The sequence below is a fragment of the Paenibacillus sp. FSL H7-0756 genome (genome assembly GCF_038006765.1).
GTDB lineage: Bacteria > Bacillota > Bacilli > Paenibacillales > Paenibacillaceae > Paenibacillus_AQ.
On sequence record NZ_JBBOVT010000002.1, the window covers coordinates 2051780 to 2065624 of the forward strand.

Genomic DNA, 13845 nt, shown 5'->3' on the forward strand with positions numbered 1-13845 from the left:
GGAGCGCCACTGCTCCGCTCCACCGCTTCTTTTAGATTGTAGCTCCCGCCGGTTCCGGCAGCTTCGGGAGGCTGGCTGCGGCAGTCTCAGCCGTAAGCTTCGCCTGCTTGATACAGTCCGGCATCCCGATACCGTCATAGCCTGCGCCAAAGGCGTAGATGCCGGGCAGCTTCTGCGCCAGCTCACTGCGCAGGCCGGCAACCCGGCCGGGATGGCCGACCGGATACTGCGGCATGGACGACCTCAGCCGGGTGATCTCTGTGAACAGCGGCGCTGCGGTGATTCCCATAATCTCCTTCAGATCCTTGCGTACCAGCTCCGCCAGCGCATCATCCGGCAGCTCCACATTCTGTTCATCCCCCGACCGCCCCACATAACAGCGCAGCAATACCTTATCGTCAGGGCTGGTATGCAGCCATTTGGTAGAGGTCCAGGTGCAGGCGGTGATGTTCCGCCCTTCCTTACGCGGAACAAGGAAGCCCGATCCGTCGTATTCGGTAACAATGTCTTGCCGGCTGAACGCCAGAACAACATTAGCTACTGACACATAGTTCACTGCATCCAGCGCCGAGACATCCACATGTGGACGCAGCAGCTCTGCGGCTGCGAAGTTCTGCACCGTAACATAGATGTCGTCTGCTTCCAGCAGTTCACCGGTCTCGAGCTCCACCTCATAACGGGCAGCGCCGGAAGAACCGGCGTCTCCCAGCACCCGGATGGACTTCGCTCCTTTCCCCGTGATTTGCCGGACATCCTGCAGATCATGGATGAGCGCATGCACAAGACTTTGCAATCCTTGCCGGAAGGTGAGGAAGGCACTTTTCTTCGTCCCGGTATGAGTCTCCACCGGCTTCCTGCCGGTCGTCATTCCACGGATCAGGCTGCCGTACTGGCGCTCGACCTCACCGAACTGCGGAAAGGTCGCCTGAAGGCTGATCTTGCGCATATCCCCTGCATAGATTCCTGCCAGCAGCGGCTCCGTCATATTCTCCAGTACCTCTGTACCCAGACGGCGCTCAATCAGATCGCCAAGCGACTCATCCTCAGCGCTGCGGCGAGGCGGGAGTACGAAATCCATCATCGCCCGCATTTTGCCGCCGAAGGAGACCAGTCCGCTCTTCAGGAAGGGCTTCAGCTCTGTCGGAATGCCCAGCACAAGACCGGCAGGCATCGGATGAAGCTTGCCCCGCTGCAGAATGTAGGTCTTCTTGGCGTTCGGATTCGTGCTTACCAGCTCATGGTCCAGCTCCAGCTCCCTGGCCAGATCGACCATCGCCGTCTTACGGGCGAGGAAGGAATCCGGGCCCTTCTCAATTACGAAGCCGTCACGGTGCAGCGTTTCGATTTTGCCGCCGAGGACCTTGTCCTTCTCAATTAATGTAATCTCCAGCCGGGTTCCGGCCTCACGGTAGAACTTGCGGATATAGAACGCGGCGCTGAGGCCGCTGAGCCCTCCGCCGATGATGACCACCTTGCGAGGTGAATCTGTCATGACAGATTCACCTTCAACTGGTTCGCCTTCGTACGTACCACATCACTGAGCACCGACATATAGGCCGGATCACTGTTCAGCGAGTCAATCCGCAAAAGACGCATATCCAGCTCTGAGGCAAGCTGCTGCGCTTCAATATCCAGATCGTACAGCACCTCCAGATGGTCGGAGACGAAGCCGATCGGGGCTGACAGCACGTACTTCACCTGGCTCTCGGCCAGCTCACGCAGCGTATCGAGAATATCCGGTCCCAGCCAAGGCTCCGCTGTCCGGCCCGCACTCTGCCAAGTGAACTGCCAGGATTCTACCCCTGCCTGTGCGGCAATCGCCTTAGAAGTCTCCAGCAGCTGGTCACGGTAAGGATCACCCATCGCCAGAATGCGTTCTGGAAGACTATGTGCACTGAACAGCACGCGCACTTCCTCGCGCGACGCGCCCGTTTCTTCGAACTCATCCAGCTTGGCAGTCACTCTCCGGCTTAGCACATCGATCAGCTCGGGGTGCATATGGTAGCTCTCAACGAACTCCATTTGAATACCGCAGGCTTCGGCTTTTTCCTTGGCGCGCTTAATATAGGTCCCTACACTCATTACAGAGTAATGCGGAGCCAGCACGATGCCTATCGCCTGGGTAATTCCGTCCCGGACCATGGCCTCGACACCATCCTCGATGAACGGTCTGGCATGCTTGAGCCCCTGGTAGCAGACATACTGGATCTGCCCGCTGTTCAGCTTGGCCTGCAAGGCTTCCACCTGACGGTCGGTATTCTCTCTAAGCGGAAAAACCCCGCCGACAATCGCCTTATAGCGGTCGGTCAATTCTTTGAGCTGCTCAGCAGAAGGAGCGTTCCCCCGGCGGATATGCGTATAATAAGCCTCTACATCCTCAAGACTCTCAGGCGTGCCGTACGACATCACAAGTACTCCAATTTTGTTGGCCACGAATTCCATCCCCTTTTACGAATAATTAACGTCCTATACAGCAAAGAGAGCAGCAAAGGCTGCTGCCATCAGATGCTATTTCTTCAACTATGCCAGCGGCGGTGCCGCCTGTTTCTGTTTCATTGCCGCTGCTGAATACTCATGCACATAATCCGTTAATTCCTTGAGCGTATCGAGTGAAGCTTCAGGGAATAATCCATGTCCCAGATTAAAAATATACCCCGGCTGCATGATGCCTTCATCGATCAGGTCCTTGGCCCGGGCTTTGAGCATATCCAACGGCGCGGTCAGCAGGTATGGATCAAGATTGCCTTGAACCGCATAGCCTCCGCCCAGTCTGCGCCGTCCTTCGGTGATGCTTACCCGCCAGTCCAGTCCGATCACATCGGCCTGCAGCTTGGTCAAGCTGGGGAGCAGCTCCCCTGAGCTGACACCGGGGAAGTAAATCTTCGGAACCTCCAGATCGGACAACTCGGCAAAAATCCGGGTGATCGTAGGCAGCACATACTGCCCGAAATCACGCGGAGCCAGCGCCCCGACCCAGCTGTCGAACAGCTGGAACGCCTTCCCGCCACTGGCGACATGGGCGCGCAGATAGGCGATAACCATATCGCCCAGCTTCTCCATCAGCTTCTCCCATACCTGAGGCTGGCTGAACATCAGCTCCTTGGTGCGGTGATAGGTCTTGGACGGTCTGCCTTCGATCAGATAACTGGCGATGGTGAACGGAGCTCCGGCAAAGGTAATCAGCGGAACGTCCAGCTCCTTGTCCAGTATGGCGATGGTCTCCAGAATATGGCCCAGATCGCCTTCCACATCAATCGGCTTCAGCCTGTCCACATCGCTTGCAGAGCGGATCGGATGCTCGATAACCGGCCCGATGTTCTTCACAATGTCAAAATCCACACCGAGGGAGGCCACCGGATTCATGATGTCAGAATACAGAATCGCTGCGTCCACGCCCAGCTTACGCACAGGCATCAGGGTTACCTCAGCCGCAAGCTCGGGCTGCCTGCAGATCTCAAGCAGCGAATATTTCTCCTTGATTGTACGGTAGTCGGGATCATACCGGCCAGCCTGCCGCATGTACCATACCGGGGTGTACTCCGTGGTCTGCTGTCTGCAGGCACGGATAAAAGTGTCGTTGTAGGTCATGATAAGATCTCCATTAGATTTGATAGAATACTGTGATTAAACACATATCATTATTATGCCCCTTTTGTAAGCGGCTAACAACTCCCGGGCGCAGCCGGGAATGACAATCCAATGACATAACTATGACGAGTGTTGCATTAACCTGCTGAAAAAATGTGATATACTGATATAATGTCGTCTTTTCGTGATCGTTGTTGCAAGAAATTTCAGAAAGGAAGTGAAAGCACTTTGAAGAATTGGGAGACCTGGAAAATCAACCTCATGGTGCTTTGGTTTGGCCAATTCCTGGTAAATGCCGGGATGACTATGATTACCCCGTTTTTATCGCTTTATCTCGCCAAAGATTTGGGGGTGACCGGTGACCGGGCGATCGGGATGTGGGCCGGGCTTATTTTTGCCGCCAACTTCCTGACCTCGTTCATCTTTCAGCCGCTCTGGGGCAAGCTTGCCGACAAATACGGACGCAAAATTATGCTCCTGCGCTCCAGCTTCGGCATGGCGATTGTTATTGTCCTGATGGGCTTCGCCCAGTCCCCGATGCAGCTGCTGCTGCTCCGGCTGCTGAACGGAACCATCTCCGGCTTCAATCCCGCCTCTGTCGCACTGGTCTCAGGCACCACACCGAAACCAAAGATGGGCTTCGCGATGGGCCTGATGCAGTCCGGCGCGGTAGCCGGGACGATTCTCGGGCCGCTGATGGGCGGCTTACTGGCGGACTGGATAGGGTTCCGCCCGATTTTCTATGTGGTCGGTGCGCTTCTGTTCGTTGCTTCACTGCTGGCCTTATTCCTGGTCAAAGAGAAATTCGACCGCGTAGAAGCAGCACAAGTTCCTCAAGTATCCGTGCTGGAAGGCTTAAAGGAACTGGCGAAGGTGCCGCAGCTTCCCGCCCTGTTCGGCGTGACCTTCCTGCTGCAGTTCGCCATGGTCAGCCCAATGTCGCTGCTGCCGCTTTATGTTGAGAAGCTGCACGGCACCACCGTTGACCTAGCCTTCTGGGCAGGAATGGTCAGCGCAGTGACCGGTATCTCGAATATGCTCGCTTCGCCGCTGCTCGGCAAGCTCAGCGACAGGGTGGGGGCGCACCGCATACTGACCTTTGCGCTGATCGGCGCTGCTCTGTTCCTGATTCCGCAGGCGTTCGTGACCAGTGTCTGGCAGCTGATTCTCGTCCGCTTCCTGATGGGCGTCTTCATGGGCGGCCTGCTGCCGAGCGTCAATGCCCTGATTCGCTCCTATACGCCTGACGGCAAGGAGAGCCGGGCGTTTGGCTTCAACAGCAGTACACTCGCGCTCGGCAATATGCTGGGTGCGGTGATCGGCGGATTTTTATCCGGTTATATCGGGATTGAGGGCCTATTCATTGTCTCCGGTGCGTTCCTGCTGATCAATACGGTCTGGGTGCGGATTAAGCTGTACAAGAAGACGGAGCCCCGGCTATTCCGTTAACGGAATATTCCCTTATGAGCGATATGGCTGGTGTGGCAAAAGCTATTTCACCATCGCCAGTGCCAGGCCGTCATAGGCAGGCAGCAGCGTGCTGGTCAGGCGGGGATCGCCCGCAATCATCTCATTGAAGCGGCGCATGGCCTGGACTGCCGGTCCGTTCTTCTCCGTATTGAGTGTGCGGCCGCGCAGGAAAATATTGTCCCCGGCAATAATCGCCCCCGGCGAAGCAAGCCGGATCGCATATTCCAGATAATTCGGATAATTCTCCTTATCGGCATCGATGAAGAAGAAATCATACCTGTTCCCCTGTGCTTCGAGCAGCTTGAGGCTGTCCAGCGCAGGGCCGATCCGGTATTCCACCCGGTCCCCGAAGCCCGCCTGCTGCAGATGGCTCTGTGCCAGCTCTGCATATTCAGCCTTAAGCTCCAGAGACGTCAGACGGCCTTCCTGCGTGAGTCCCCGGCACAGACAGATTCCGCTGTAGCCGCCAAGCGCTCCGATCTCCAGCAGGTTCGCCGAGCGGGAGAGGGTCACCAGCATCGTCAGCAATCTGCCGTAGCCCGGGGCAATGGACACCTCCGGCATGCCCGCCGCAGCGATGGCTGCTTTGACTTGGAGCAATAATTCATCTTCTGTATATAGCTGTTCGCTGTACTCTTCCTGATTCTGCATATGTATTCTCCTCTTGGATGGGTGTGTGTGCCTGCGGACAGGCATTGTGCAGAACTCTTCCTTACCCTATACTGTAAGCTGAACGTTCTGCAGGTTCAGATGACAAACCAGTTACTCTTATTGTACTGGCTATACGTATTTATCCACAAGTTAAACGGAGTTGAGCGCACTTGGGCAAATTACAATTGATCGCCACCGCCCCCATGGGGCTGGAGGCTGTAGTAGCACGCGAATTAAACGAGCTGGGTTATGAGACCACGATCGAGAACGGACGGGTCCTGTTCAGCGGGGATTACATCGACATCTGCCGCTGCAATCTGTGGCTGCGTACCTCAGACCGTGTACTGGTGAAGATGGGCCAGTTCCCGGCCCGGACCTTCGATGAGCTGTTCGAAGGAGTGAAAGCGATAAATTGGGAGGACTGGATTCCCGAGAACGGCGAATTCCCGGTAGAGGGCCGCTCGCATAAATCTCAGCTGACCAGTGTACCTGCCTGCCAAGGGATCGTCAAGAAGGCCATTGTCGAGAAGCTGAAGCTGTCGTACCGCACGGAATGGTTCCCGGAGAACGGGCCCCGGTATGTGGTAGAAGTGATTCTGCTGAATGATATCGCGCTGATCACCCTGGATACTACCGGCCCGGCCCTGCACAAGCGCGGCTACCGCCGCCAGGCTACGGAAGCGCCGCTGAAGGAGACCATGGCTGCGGCTCTGATCCAGCTCAGCCGCTGGAACGGCCATCGTCCGCTCTATGATCCTTGCTGCGGATCAGGCACGATTCTGATCGAGGCGGCGATGATCGCCTGGAATATCGCGCCGGGCCTGCGCCGCTCCTTCCCGTCCGAGCACTGGCCGGAGATTCCTCAGCGCCTGTGGGAAGAAGCCCGCGAAGAAGCCTTCGATGCGGTGCGTGACGATTACCCGCTGCAGCTGACCGGAACAGATATCGATCCGGCAGCGATTGAGATCGCCGAAGCGGCGGCGAAGAGCGCCGGACTCTCCGGTGAGATCACGTTCAAGCATATGGCGGCTGCGAAGGCCCGTCCGGAAGGCGAATACGGCTGCATCATCACCAACCCGCCTTACGGCGAGCGGATCAGTAATGACAAGGAAGTGGAGAAGCTGACCCGCCAGTTCGGCGAGATGATGCTCTATCTGCCTACCTGGTCCTTCTTCGCCATCAGCCCGTACAAGGAGTTCGAGCAATACTACGGCCGCAAGGCGGACAAGCGCCGCAAGCTCTACAACGGCCGGATCGAATGCCAATACTATCAATACCTGGGGCCGCTGCCTCCACGGAAATAGGAGGAGCGGAGGTATTGGAATAGCAACGTAGGTTGAGATTTCCGATTGCATCTGCCTGCTGGAGCAAAGTTTAAAACTAACTTACCCTCAACAAGCCTTAAGTCCCGCAGACGATTATACTGCGGACTTAAGGCTTGTTTGGGTTGGGTGCAGGATTGCGGATTGTTGCACAAAATGCATAATCCCCCAGTTAAAGAGGTAGCGGTGAGACCGATTGTTGCATATTTTGCAGAATTTTTGCCGAAATGACGCCGCAGTAACTTGGAATGTTGCATTTTAGACAGGATTTCAGCTAAAAGCTTCTTTGAAGAGTACAATTGTTGCATATTATGCAGGCGTGTTGATTACCTATATTATGGGATTTCAAAAACACCTATATGATCTTTACGCCTGAGCAGACTCAACTGAATCTGCCACTCCAATGGAAGATTAAATATACGCCAGTACTGCATAAATTCCCAAAGAGTCAGCCTAGCAAAGACCGGTACCTTCGGATGAATTTCATCAAAAATGTATTTCAGAAGCACATACGCGGTAAGGGCCACAAACAATTGGCTATATACTGCATTTTCGGTGGTTCCAAATAGACATGGGACATTCAAATGCTGTTTCACCCAGCGGAAAAAGACTTCAATCTCCCATCGTGCTTTGTAAATTTCAGCAATCACCTGAGCGGACTCTTTTCTCAAATCGGTCACGACACGTACGACTTCACCCCGGTCATTTTCAAATTCAACGACGCGGTGGCGCTGGGCGGATTGGTGTTTCCCTTGACCAATATAACAGGTGATATCGCGTACGATTTGGGTGTCTCCCTCCGCCGGTCGCCGAAGCTTTCGCGGCATCACCAAATGGAGGTTGTCTTTCAGACGAATCACAAAGGACTGACCTTGCTGCACATATTGATCCAATCGACCGATTTTGCCATACGCCCGATCCTGAACTAAAAGGTAGTCCTTATCGGCCAAGACTTCTCCAAATGGAGCGTCATTACGCCGGGCAATCGATTCGACCACCTTCACGGGTGAATGCTGTCCCTGCGAAAAAGCAACGTGCAGTTTAATGCCACCTCTAAATTTTTTATACGGAGCCCAAGACATGCGGGAGTTGGCTGCCGTAACCGTCGTAGAGTCAATCAGCAGCAGATCTTTAGGCAGATTCAGGTGCCGCCGGGTTTGCCGGTTACATTTCTGGACGAGCATTTGAAACAAACGCTTGAAGATATCGTAAGGCACTTCACCGGCTTTGCCCGAAAGGGTGGAGTAATGAACCTTGGGCAAACCGTAGTTCGAGCCCACCCGAGCACTTTGACGAAAGCCATCCCATTGGTGGTAGCAGGCTTGGACAAAGTAGTCGAACAACACACCGACGGTCATTTTGGTTCCCGTATCCTCGTAGTCCTTGGTTTGCCCGCTTACCTTTTGGACTTCTTCCGAAGTTAATACTTGTTTGAACACGGCCAAGAATGGGGTATATTTATTCATGAGGTCGCCTCATTTCGGTTTGGTTTGGTCGTACTTACCATTACCCGAAATGGCGGCCTTTTTTGTCCCTTTTTATGGGAAATCAACACGCTTACAGATAATGCAGGAATACAGCGAGCCGGGGCAGGTGACGGACAGCAGCATAATAGCGGAAGGTTCGACAACGCCGGTGCCTGGAAGCCGTAGAGGTACCCGAAGGCCCAAGTGTAGATGATCGCATGGGATGGTAAGCGAAGTTGATGAGCGGAGTTTGGCGGGAGCATATCACGACACGACAGCGCATCGCTGGTAAGCAATTGGACAAAATCCACCTATTACTCTAACCATCGTCAGCTACTCTAACCATCGTCAGCTACTCTAACAATCCCATGTACTCTAACATCCTTCTTTCTCAGAATCATCCTCCGGGTGTCCGGGGCCTTCAAAAAAAAATAAACAACCCCCGCAAATCACGCGGGGGCTGCACGATGCTGCAGGCGCAGCAGATCTGAATTACTTCTTTTCCACCGGCCGTTTGACGAAGGCTTCCGCTTTGGCCAGCACCTCGTCTTCCGTCGGGCCGCTGATGTAGCGGCCGTTAATGTAGACGAACGGGCGTTTTCCGCACGGTCCGCAGTAGGAGATGCAGCCTGTCTTGATCTCGGCATCCGGTGCCATCTTCAGCAGCTTGGGCACGATGCTTTTCATTTTGATATGATTGCACTCGTCACATAATCTTATATCGTTAGCCATGAAGCAACCCTTCTTTATGTCCGTAAAATACGGGCGGATCAATTAGTGATCGCCATGATTTCCTTTAGACGGATTAGTAATCACAAAGCCTTCTTCCGGCAGGTAGAGATAATCAATCTTCACACCGTCCAGCAGCGGCTGGTTCGGATCAAGAATCACATCGATATCCTTGTCAGTGGAAACTACTACATCGTTCTCCTTAGGCGTGTCCAGATCCAGTCCGTAGTGGGCATGGTCGCCATGGGCATGTGTAATCGCTACACGAAGTTTAAGCTCGCTGTTGCCTTCAAGTTCCATGGTCTTCTTTATCACTTTAGCCGCGTTGCGGGTAATTTTGACGTTCATTCGATTCCATCTCCCAGGCCTCTATATTTTAAATACTCAATAATTCATTTTAAGGAATATGGGAGGATAAAGCAACCATTAGGAGATGGACATCCACAGTTAAAGGTGCAATCGTCGCTAAAATGTCATCTTCCGCTGTGCAGCGCCGCGTATTTACGGTCCATCCGCGAGACGAACCAGCCCATCAGCAGCATCGTTACGCCAATATCGTCAATTGGTACAAACGGCATGAAATCGGGCAGTACCCAGTACAGCAATGCCGGAATAGTGAACAGCAGCTTGTCAGCCATAGCCACATTAGGCGAAACGATATAATGCCAGGAGCTGCGGAATATATGAGACCATTGTTTGAGCGACAACAGTTTTCTGAATTTCATGAGTTATGCCTCCTTTAGAAAAGGGCACCGCCGCTAATCACCTGTAAAAGGATTGCGGCTGTGCCCTTTGCTGTTATCTTACGCGAATGCGCAGGATTCGTTTCACTTTTAAGTAAAATTTAATCGAATCCTCCCGAACCATACCCTATGTTTACTCCGTCACCTTAATATCGTCGATCCGTGCGGTGCTGGAATGCATCCGTAGACCGATCTTCCCTCCGGCCGGCTGTGCCGCCGTATCCGTCCACTGAAGCAGCTGGACACCTCCAGCGTAGGCGGTAACCGTGCTGCCGCTGACCGTTACCTTCAGCTCCGTCCACTGGCCGGGCGTAACGGAAGTAGTCGTGCTGCTGACCATGGTGAGCGTGCCGGCAGTTTTTTTAAACAGCTCCGCCTTGTCGCCTGAATCATTCAGCCGGAACATATAGTAATTGGAAGCGTCCGCATAACGGAACAGCAAGCCCACGTTGCCAAAAGCATTCAGCAGCTTGACTCTGGCCGAATAGGTGTAATTTCTCCAGGAAGCATCGCCTGTGTAGGCAAGTGCTTCACCTGTCCCGGAGTTCTGTGACAACGCCATTGTTCCGTCTTGGGTCACGCTCCATGCTCCCCCGGAGGTAGTCCAGCCGGCGTAATCATTATCCTCGAAATCCTCCTGGAACAGCACCGCAGGCGGTGTAACCGTACCCTGGAATTCGAACACCCCGACATCCGGCGCACCGTTATAGAGCGGATTCCCGAAGTAGTCGAGACCCCCATTGTCCGGCACAGCTATACCTGCATGGATCAGCGGAGAGGACGGGAGCAGCTTATACCCGTCTGCCGAATCGCGTCCGGTTGCGGTGCCGGGGCTGACGAGCCCGGGGTTGCCGGTGATTTTGTAGGGATCGCTTGGGACATTGGCATTCGCGCCGTAGAAGCTGTTATGGCTATACGTCATTCTTGGGCTGTTCGTATATTGTCCGCTGGCAGCATTATAGAAAATATTATTCGTGTAATTGACCATTCCCGTATTGCTTGCATGAGTCAGCGCCCGGTTCTGCGTACCGGAACGGTAGATGATATTGTTGTAGATTTGCAGGTTGCCCCCGCCGCTCACCAGATGGAACGCCCCGTTGCCGTCCAGATCATCCTGACTGATGTTATAGCGGAAAATATTATTGTTCGTGTTATTCATAACGAGCAGCGTGCCGCCCTGATTATTATAGCTGTAATTGTACTGGTAGATGCTGTCATGCACTTCAACGTCGAAGTCCCAGGGCTGACCGTCCCCCTCCAGCATCCGGGTATCTGAGGCCTCATTGTACTGGAAGACCGCACCGGTTGTATAATAGGCCCACTGCGCCGCCACGACAGCGATATTGTCCAGATAGTTCACCACAGCCGTGTCAATATCACAGGCTTCGCCGATGGACTTCGTTTTGTTGTATTCGATCAGCGGCGACACCCCGGCTCTCACCAAGATGCCGTCCCGGTGGATTCGCTCCACGGTATTCCCCCGGATGACCACACCCCGGAAGGCGTCGAACTTATGGGTCCAGGCACTATTCAGAAAAGCATCCGTCATCGTCTGTATCCCCGTATCCGCCACATTCGTAATAGTGTTATTCTCGATCAGGATGCCATCCCAGGTACTCTCTGGTGCGGAACCCGCCCCGCGCGCATGAAAGTTAATGCCCCCTGTACGGCGGTCCGTGCCGAAAATATCATGAATATCGAGATTGCGGATGGTGATATGCCGGAAATCCCCGGCTCCTGAGCCTTCACCGACCACCAGCACTCCACTTCTGCGCATATCTGTGGCATGCTGCCCGCTCGTGATCTCCAGATTATTAATCTCCCAATAGGAGACATTGCGCAGCCGGACACCGAAGCCCTCCCCGCCCACCGCTGTGTTGCCGAAGTTGATCAACGGCTTGTCCCCGCTACCATAGCGGTCCACGGTTATCGGATTCCCCTCCGTCCCGGAGCCATGCAGGTCCAGATACTGATCATTCCATACGCTGCCTGCCTTTAAAAGAATCCGGTCCCCCGGACTGAAGGTCACGCTGTTCACCTTGCCCAGCGTCTTCCAGGCTGCCGTTTCTCCAGTGCCCGGGTTGGTGTCGCTGCCCTGGGCAGCATCGACGTAATAGGTGGTTCCAGCCGCGTCAGCCACCGGAGCTGACATGCCTGCAAGCAAACTGAACAGCAGCAAGCCAATTAGCCCCGGCATACAGAAACGGTATAGCCACCTGCGCGGCTTGCCTTGTGCCGGATTCATAGCTCCACTGCGATACCCTCTTGTTGTCATTCGGATCACGCTCCCGCAGAATATAAATTGTACTTGAAAATTCCCTTCCGTCACTTTTCCCACTCTTTGTATGTTCAAGTTCAATTTATTATAGCTATAAAGCAGCTAGCGCCTCGCCAAGCCAGGCTCCCTCCTGCACCAGCTCCTTCTGCAGCTTAGCAAGATCCACGCTCCGGCTCTGCCCCTCCGCTCCAGCTGCCATCGCCGCCGCCATACCCGCTGCCTGCCCCATGGCGAAGCAGTTGGGCATCACCCGCAGGGAGCCTTGCACGACACGGTCCGAGGAGGCGGCGCGCCCCGCCACCCACACATTGTCCAGGCCCACCGGCAGCATACAGCGGTAAGGGACACCGTGCGACTTCCCGGGCGGAAGATGGTGGATATGCATCGCCCCGCTGCTGCGGGCCATATGGATATCGATGAAGTAGCTGTTACGGGCAATATCATCCGGGAAGGAAGCCATATTCATGAAGTCCTCCTGGGTCAGCACGTAATCGCCGACAATCCGGCGCGTCTCGCGGATACCGATCTGTTCGCCGGTGGATACCAGATGGGCCTGTTCGAATCCGGGCACGTAAGCCTTGAAGAATTCCAGCTGGCGGTGAACCAGCTGGCGTCCCTCTATGGCGCCCCGGGTCAGATCCTCTGCGCGGGAGCCGTCAATGCCGAACACGTGGCCGAAATTCACACCGACCAGATAATCGGCAATCCAAGCGAGGCCCGAGACGGAGTCCCGGCCCTGCGGCAGCTTCCCGTCCGCCTGCGCCTGCTGGACCGCTTGGTGAATCTGATCGGTGTCACCGCTTTCATTCCGGTATTCTTCAAAACGCTGCCGGTCCACATTCGCCAGCAGGTAGCACATGGTCGCGGCCTGAAGCTCGCCGGATTCTCCGCCCTTATGGAACGGTGCACCCGCCAGGGCGGCCAGATCGGCGTCGCCAGTCGTATCAATAACCGTTCGGGCGCGGACCAGACTCCGGCCTGACTTGTTGACGATCACCACGCCCTCAATGCTTCGGCCGGTCTCATCCATCACCGTCTGGCTTGCCACGGTATGGAGCAATACTTCCGCCCCGCTCTCCAGAGCCGCCTCATCGTAGACACGCTTCAACACCTCCGGGTCGATCGGCACCCAGTCCAGCTCCGCCCCGAAGCGCTCGCGGAACTCCGGCTCACATCCGGCCTTCATCCGGTCAAGCAGCTCCAGGCCGATGCCGCGTACCACGGCCTTCTCCCCGTCGCTGTAAGGGCAGAAGGCGGGGACAAGGGCAACCGTGCCCATGCCGCCCAGGAAGCCGCGCTGCTCAATCAGCAGCGTCCGTGCCCCGCTGCGGGCAGCTGCTATTGCCGCTGCGACGCCCGCAGGCCCGCCGCCCGCAACCAGCACATCCACCTCACGGGATACCGTGATCTCCTCCGCAGGCAAGGTAAATACAGTTCTATTCATCGTTGTTCCTCCTTGAAGCTATACTTAGACTCCTCACCATTATAGTGAGACGGAGGCTGCAACAGCGTGCAGACTGATTGCCTGTTACGGTGGACAGTTTTGACTTATAGGGCTTCGTGCCGTTCTATTAGATCATGTATGAAGTTTCGTTCGA

12 protein-coding genes are annotated in these 13845 nt (G+C 55.0%); 2 read left to right on the forward strand and 10 right to left on the reverse strand.

The genetic code is table 11. The annotated features are described in order from the left end of the window. Positions 1 to 31 precede the first annotated feature (31 nt). The 3 genes from hemG to hemE all read right to left on the reverse strand — a co-directional run bounded on the left by hemG (position 32) and on the right by hemE (position 3588). Positions 32 to 1492 (reverse strand): protoporphyrinogen oxidase, encoded by a 1461-nt coding sequence (hemG, locus tag NST04_RS25540; RefSeq protein ID WP_341186713.1) that lies wholly within the window; start codon positions 1490 to 1492, stop codon positions 32 to 34. Further along, the gene (gene hemH, locus NST04_RS25545) at positions 1489 to 2433 is read right to left on the reverse strand and encodes a ferrochelatase (RefSeq protein WP_341186714.1); all 945 of its coding nucleotides are present in this window, start codon (positions 2431 to 2433) and stop codon (positions 1489 to 1491) included. Before hemH ends, hemG begins: the two co-directional genes overlap by 4 nt. A gap of 87 nt (positions 2434 to 2520) precedes the next feature. After that, positions 2521 to 3588 carry a uroporphyrinogen decarboxylase gene (hemE, locus tag NST04_RS25550; protein ID WP_341186715.1) on the reverse strand — a complete coding sequence of 356 codons (1068 nt, stop codon included), beginning with the start codon at positions 3586 to 3588 and terminating at the stop codon, positions 2521 to 2523. A 228-nt stretch (positions 3589 to 3816) separates the two neighbouring features. Here hemE and NST04_RS25555 point away from each other — a divergent pair, with 228 nt between their 5' ends. Beyond that, positions 3817 to 5037: an MFS transporter gene (locus tag NST04_RS25555; protein WP_341186716.1), complete on the forward strand. Its 1221-nt coding sequence runs from the start codon at positions 3817 to 3819 to the stop codon at positions 5035 to 5037. A 42-nt stretch (positions 5038 to 5079) separates the two neighbouring features. Here NST04_RS25555 and NST04_RS25560 read toward each other — a convergent pair whose 3' ends face one another. Beyond that, positions 5080 to 5709: an O-methyltransferase gene (locus NST04_RS25560; protein WP_341186717.1), complete on the reverse strand. Its 630-nt coding sequence runs from the start codon at positions 5707 to 5709 to the stop codon at positions 5080 to 5082. A 170-nt stretch (positions 5710 to 5879) separates the two neighbouring features. On the opposite strand from NST04_RS25560, the gene NST04_RS25565 reads away from it, so the two are divergent. Next, positions 5880 to 7013, forward strand: coding sequence for a THUMP domain-containing class I SAM-dependent RNA methyltransferase (locus tag NST04_RS25565; RefSeq protein WP_341186718.1), 1134 nt, complete (start codon positions 5880 to 5882; stop codon positions 7011 to 7013). A gap of 353 nt (positions 7014 to 7366) precedes the next feature. On the opposite strand, the gene NST04_RS25570 is transcribed toward NST04_RS25565, so the two are convergent. The 6 genes from NST04_RS25570 to NST04_RS25595 all read right to left on the reverse strand — a co-directional run bounded on the left by NST04_RS25570 (position 7367) and on the right by NST04_RS25595 (position 13691). Continuing rightward, entirely contained in the window at positions 7367 to 8497 is a 1131-nt protein-coding gene (locus NST04_RS25570) for an IS4 family transposase (RefSeq protein WP_341182832.1), read from the reverse strand. A 492-nt stretch (positions 8498 to 8989) separates the two neighbouring features. Beyond that, on the reverse strand, positions 8990 to 9229 hold the full coding sequence (locus tag NST04_RS25575) for a DUF1450 domain-containing protein (protein WP_036725257.1): 240 nt from the start codon (positions 9227 to 9229) through the stop codon (positions 8990 to 8992). A gap of 42 nt (positions 9230 to 9271) precedes the next feature. Then, positions 9272 to 9574 carry a HesB/IscA family protein gene (locus tag NST04_RS25580; protein ID WP_036702251.1) on the reverse strand — a complete coding sequence of 101 codons (303 nt, stop codon included), beginning with the start codon at positions 9572 to 9574 and terminating at the stop codon, positions 9272 to 9274. A 125-nt stretch (positions 9575 to 9699) separates the two neighbouring features. Beyond that, entirely contained in the window at positions 9700 to 9951 is a 252-nt protein-coding gene (locus tag NST04_RS25585) for a hypothetical protein (RefSeq protein ID WP_036702253.1), read from the reverse strand. Between the two features lie 151 nt (positions 9952 to 10102). Then, positions 10103 to 12244, reverse strand: a complete 2142-nt coding sequence (locus NST04_RS25590; protein WP_341186719.1) for a family 16 glycoside hydrolase — start codon at positions 12242 to 12244, stop codon at positions 10103 to 10105. 94 nt (positions 12245 to 12338) lie between these two features. Continuing rightward, positions 12339 to 13691, reverse strand: a complete 1353-nt coding sequence (locus NST04_RS25595) for an FAD-dependent oxidoreductase (protein WP_341186720.1) — start codon at positions 13689 to 13691, stop codon at positions 12339 to 12341. Positions 13692 to 13845: the final 154 nt, after the last annotated feature.

What these genes read in the sequence shown, in the direction of transcription:
- hemG (WP_341186713.1), bottom strand. Translation starts at nt 1,492, where the DNA reads ATGACAGATTCACCTCGCAAGGTGGTCATCATCGGCGGAGGGCTCAGC.
- hemE (WP_341186715.1), bottom strand. Translation starts at nt 3,588, where the DNA reads ATGACCTACAACGACACTTTTATCCGTGCCTGCAGACAGCAGACCACG.
- NST04_RS25560 (WP_341186717.1), bottom strand. Translation starts at nt 5,709, where the DNA reads ATGCAGAATCAGGAAGAGTACAGCGAACAGCTATATACAGAAGATGAA.
- NST04_RS25570 (WP_341182832.1), bottom strand. Translation starts at nt 8,497, where the DNA reads ATGAATAAATATACCCCATTCTTGGCCGTGTTCAAACAAGTATTAACT.
- NST04_RS25575 (WP_036725257.1), bottom strand. Translation starts at nt 9,229, where the DNA reads ATGGCTAACGATATAAGATTATGTGACGAGTGCAATCATATCAAAATG.
- NST04_RS25580 (WP_036702251.1), bottom strand. Translation starts at nt 9,574, where the DNA reads ATGAACGTCAAAATTACCCGCAACGCGGCTAAAGTGATAAAGAAGACC.
- NST04_RS25585 (WP_036702253.1), bottom strand. Translation starts at nt 9,951, where the DNA reads ATGAAATTCAGAAAACTGTTGTCGCTCAAACAATGGTCTCATATATTC.
- NST04_RS25590 (WP_341186719.1), bottom strand. Translation starts at nt 12,244, where the DNA reads ATGACAACAAGAGGGTATCGCAGTGGAGCTATGAATCCGGCACAAGGC.
- NST04_RS25595 (WP_341186720.1), bottom strand. Translation starts at nt 13,691, where the DNA reads ATGAATAGAACTGTATTTACCTTGCCTGCGGAGGAGATCACGGTATCC.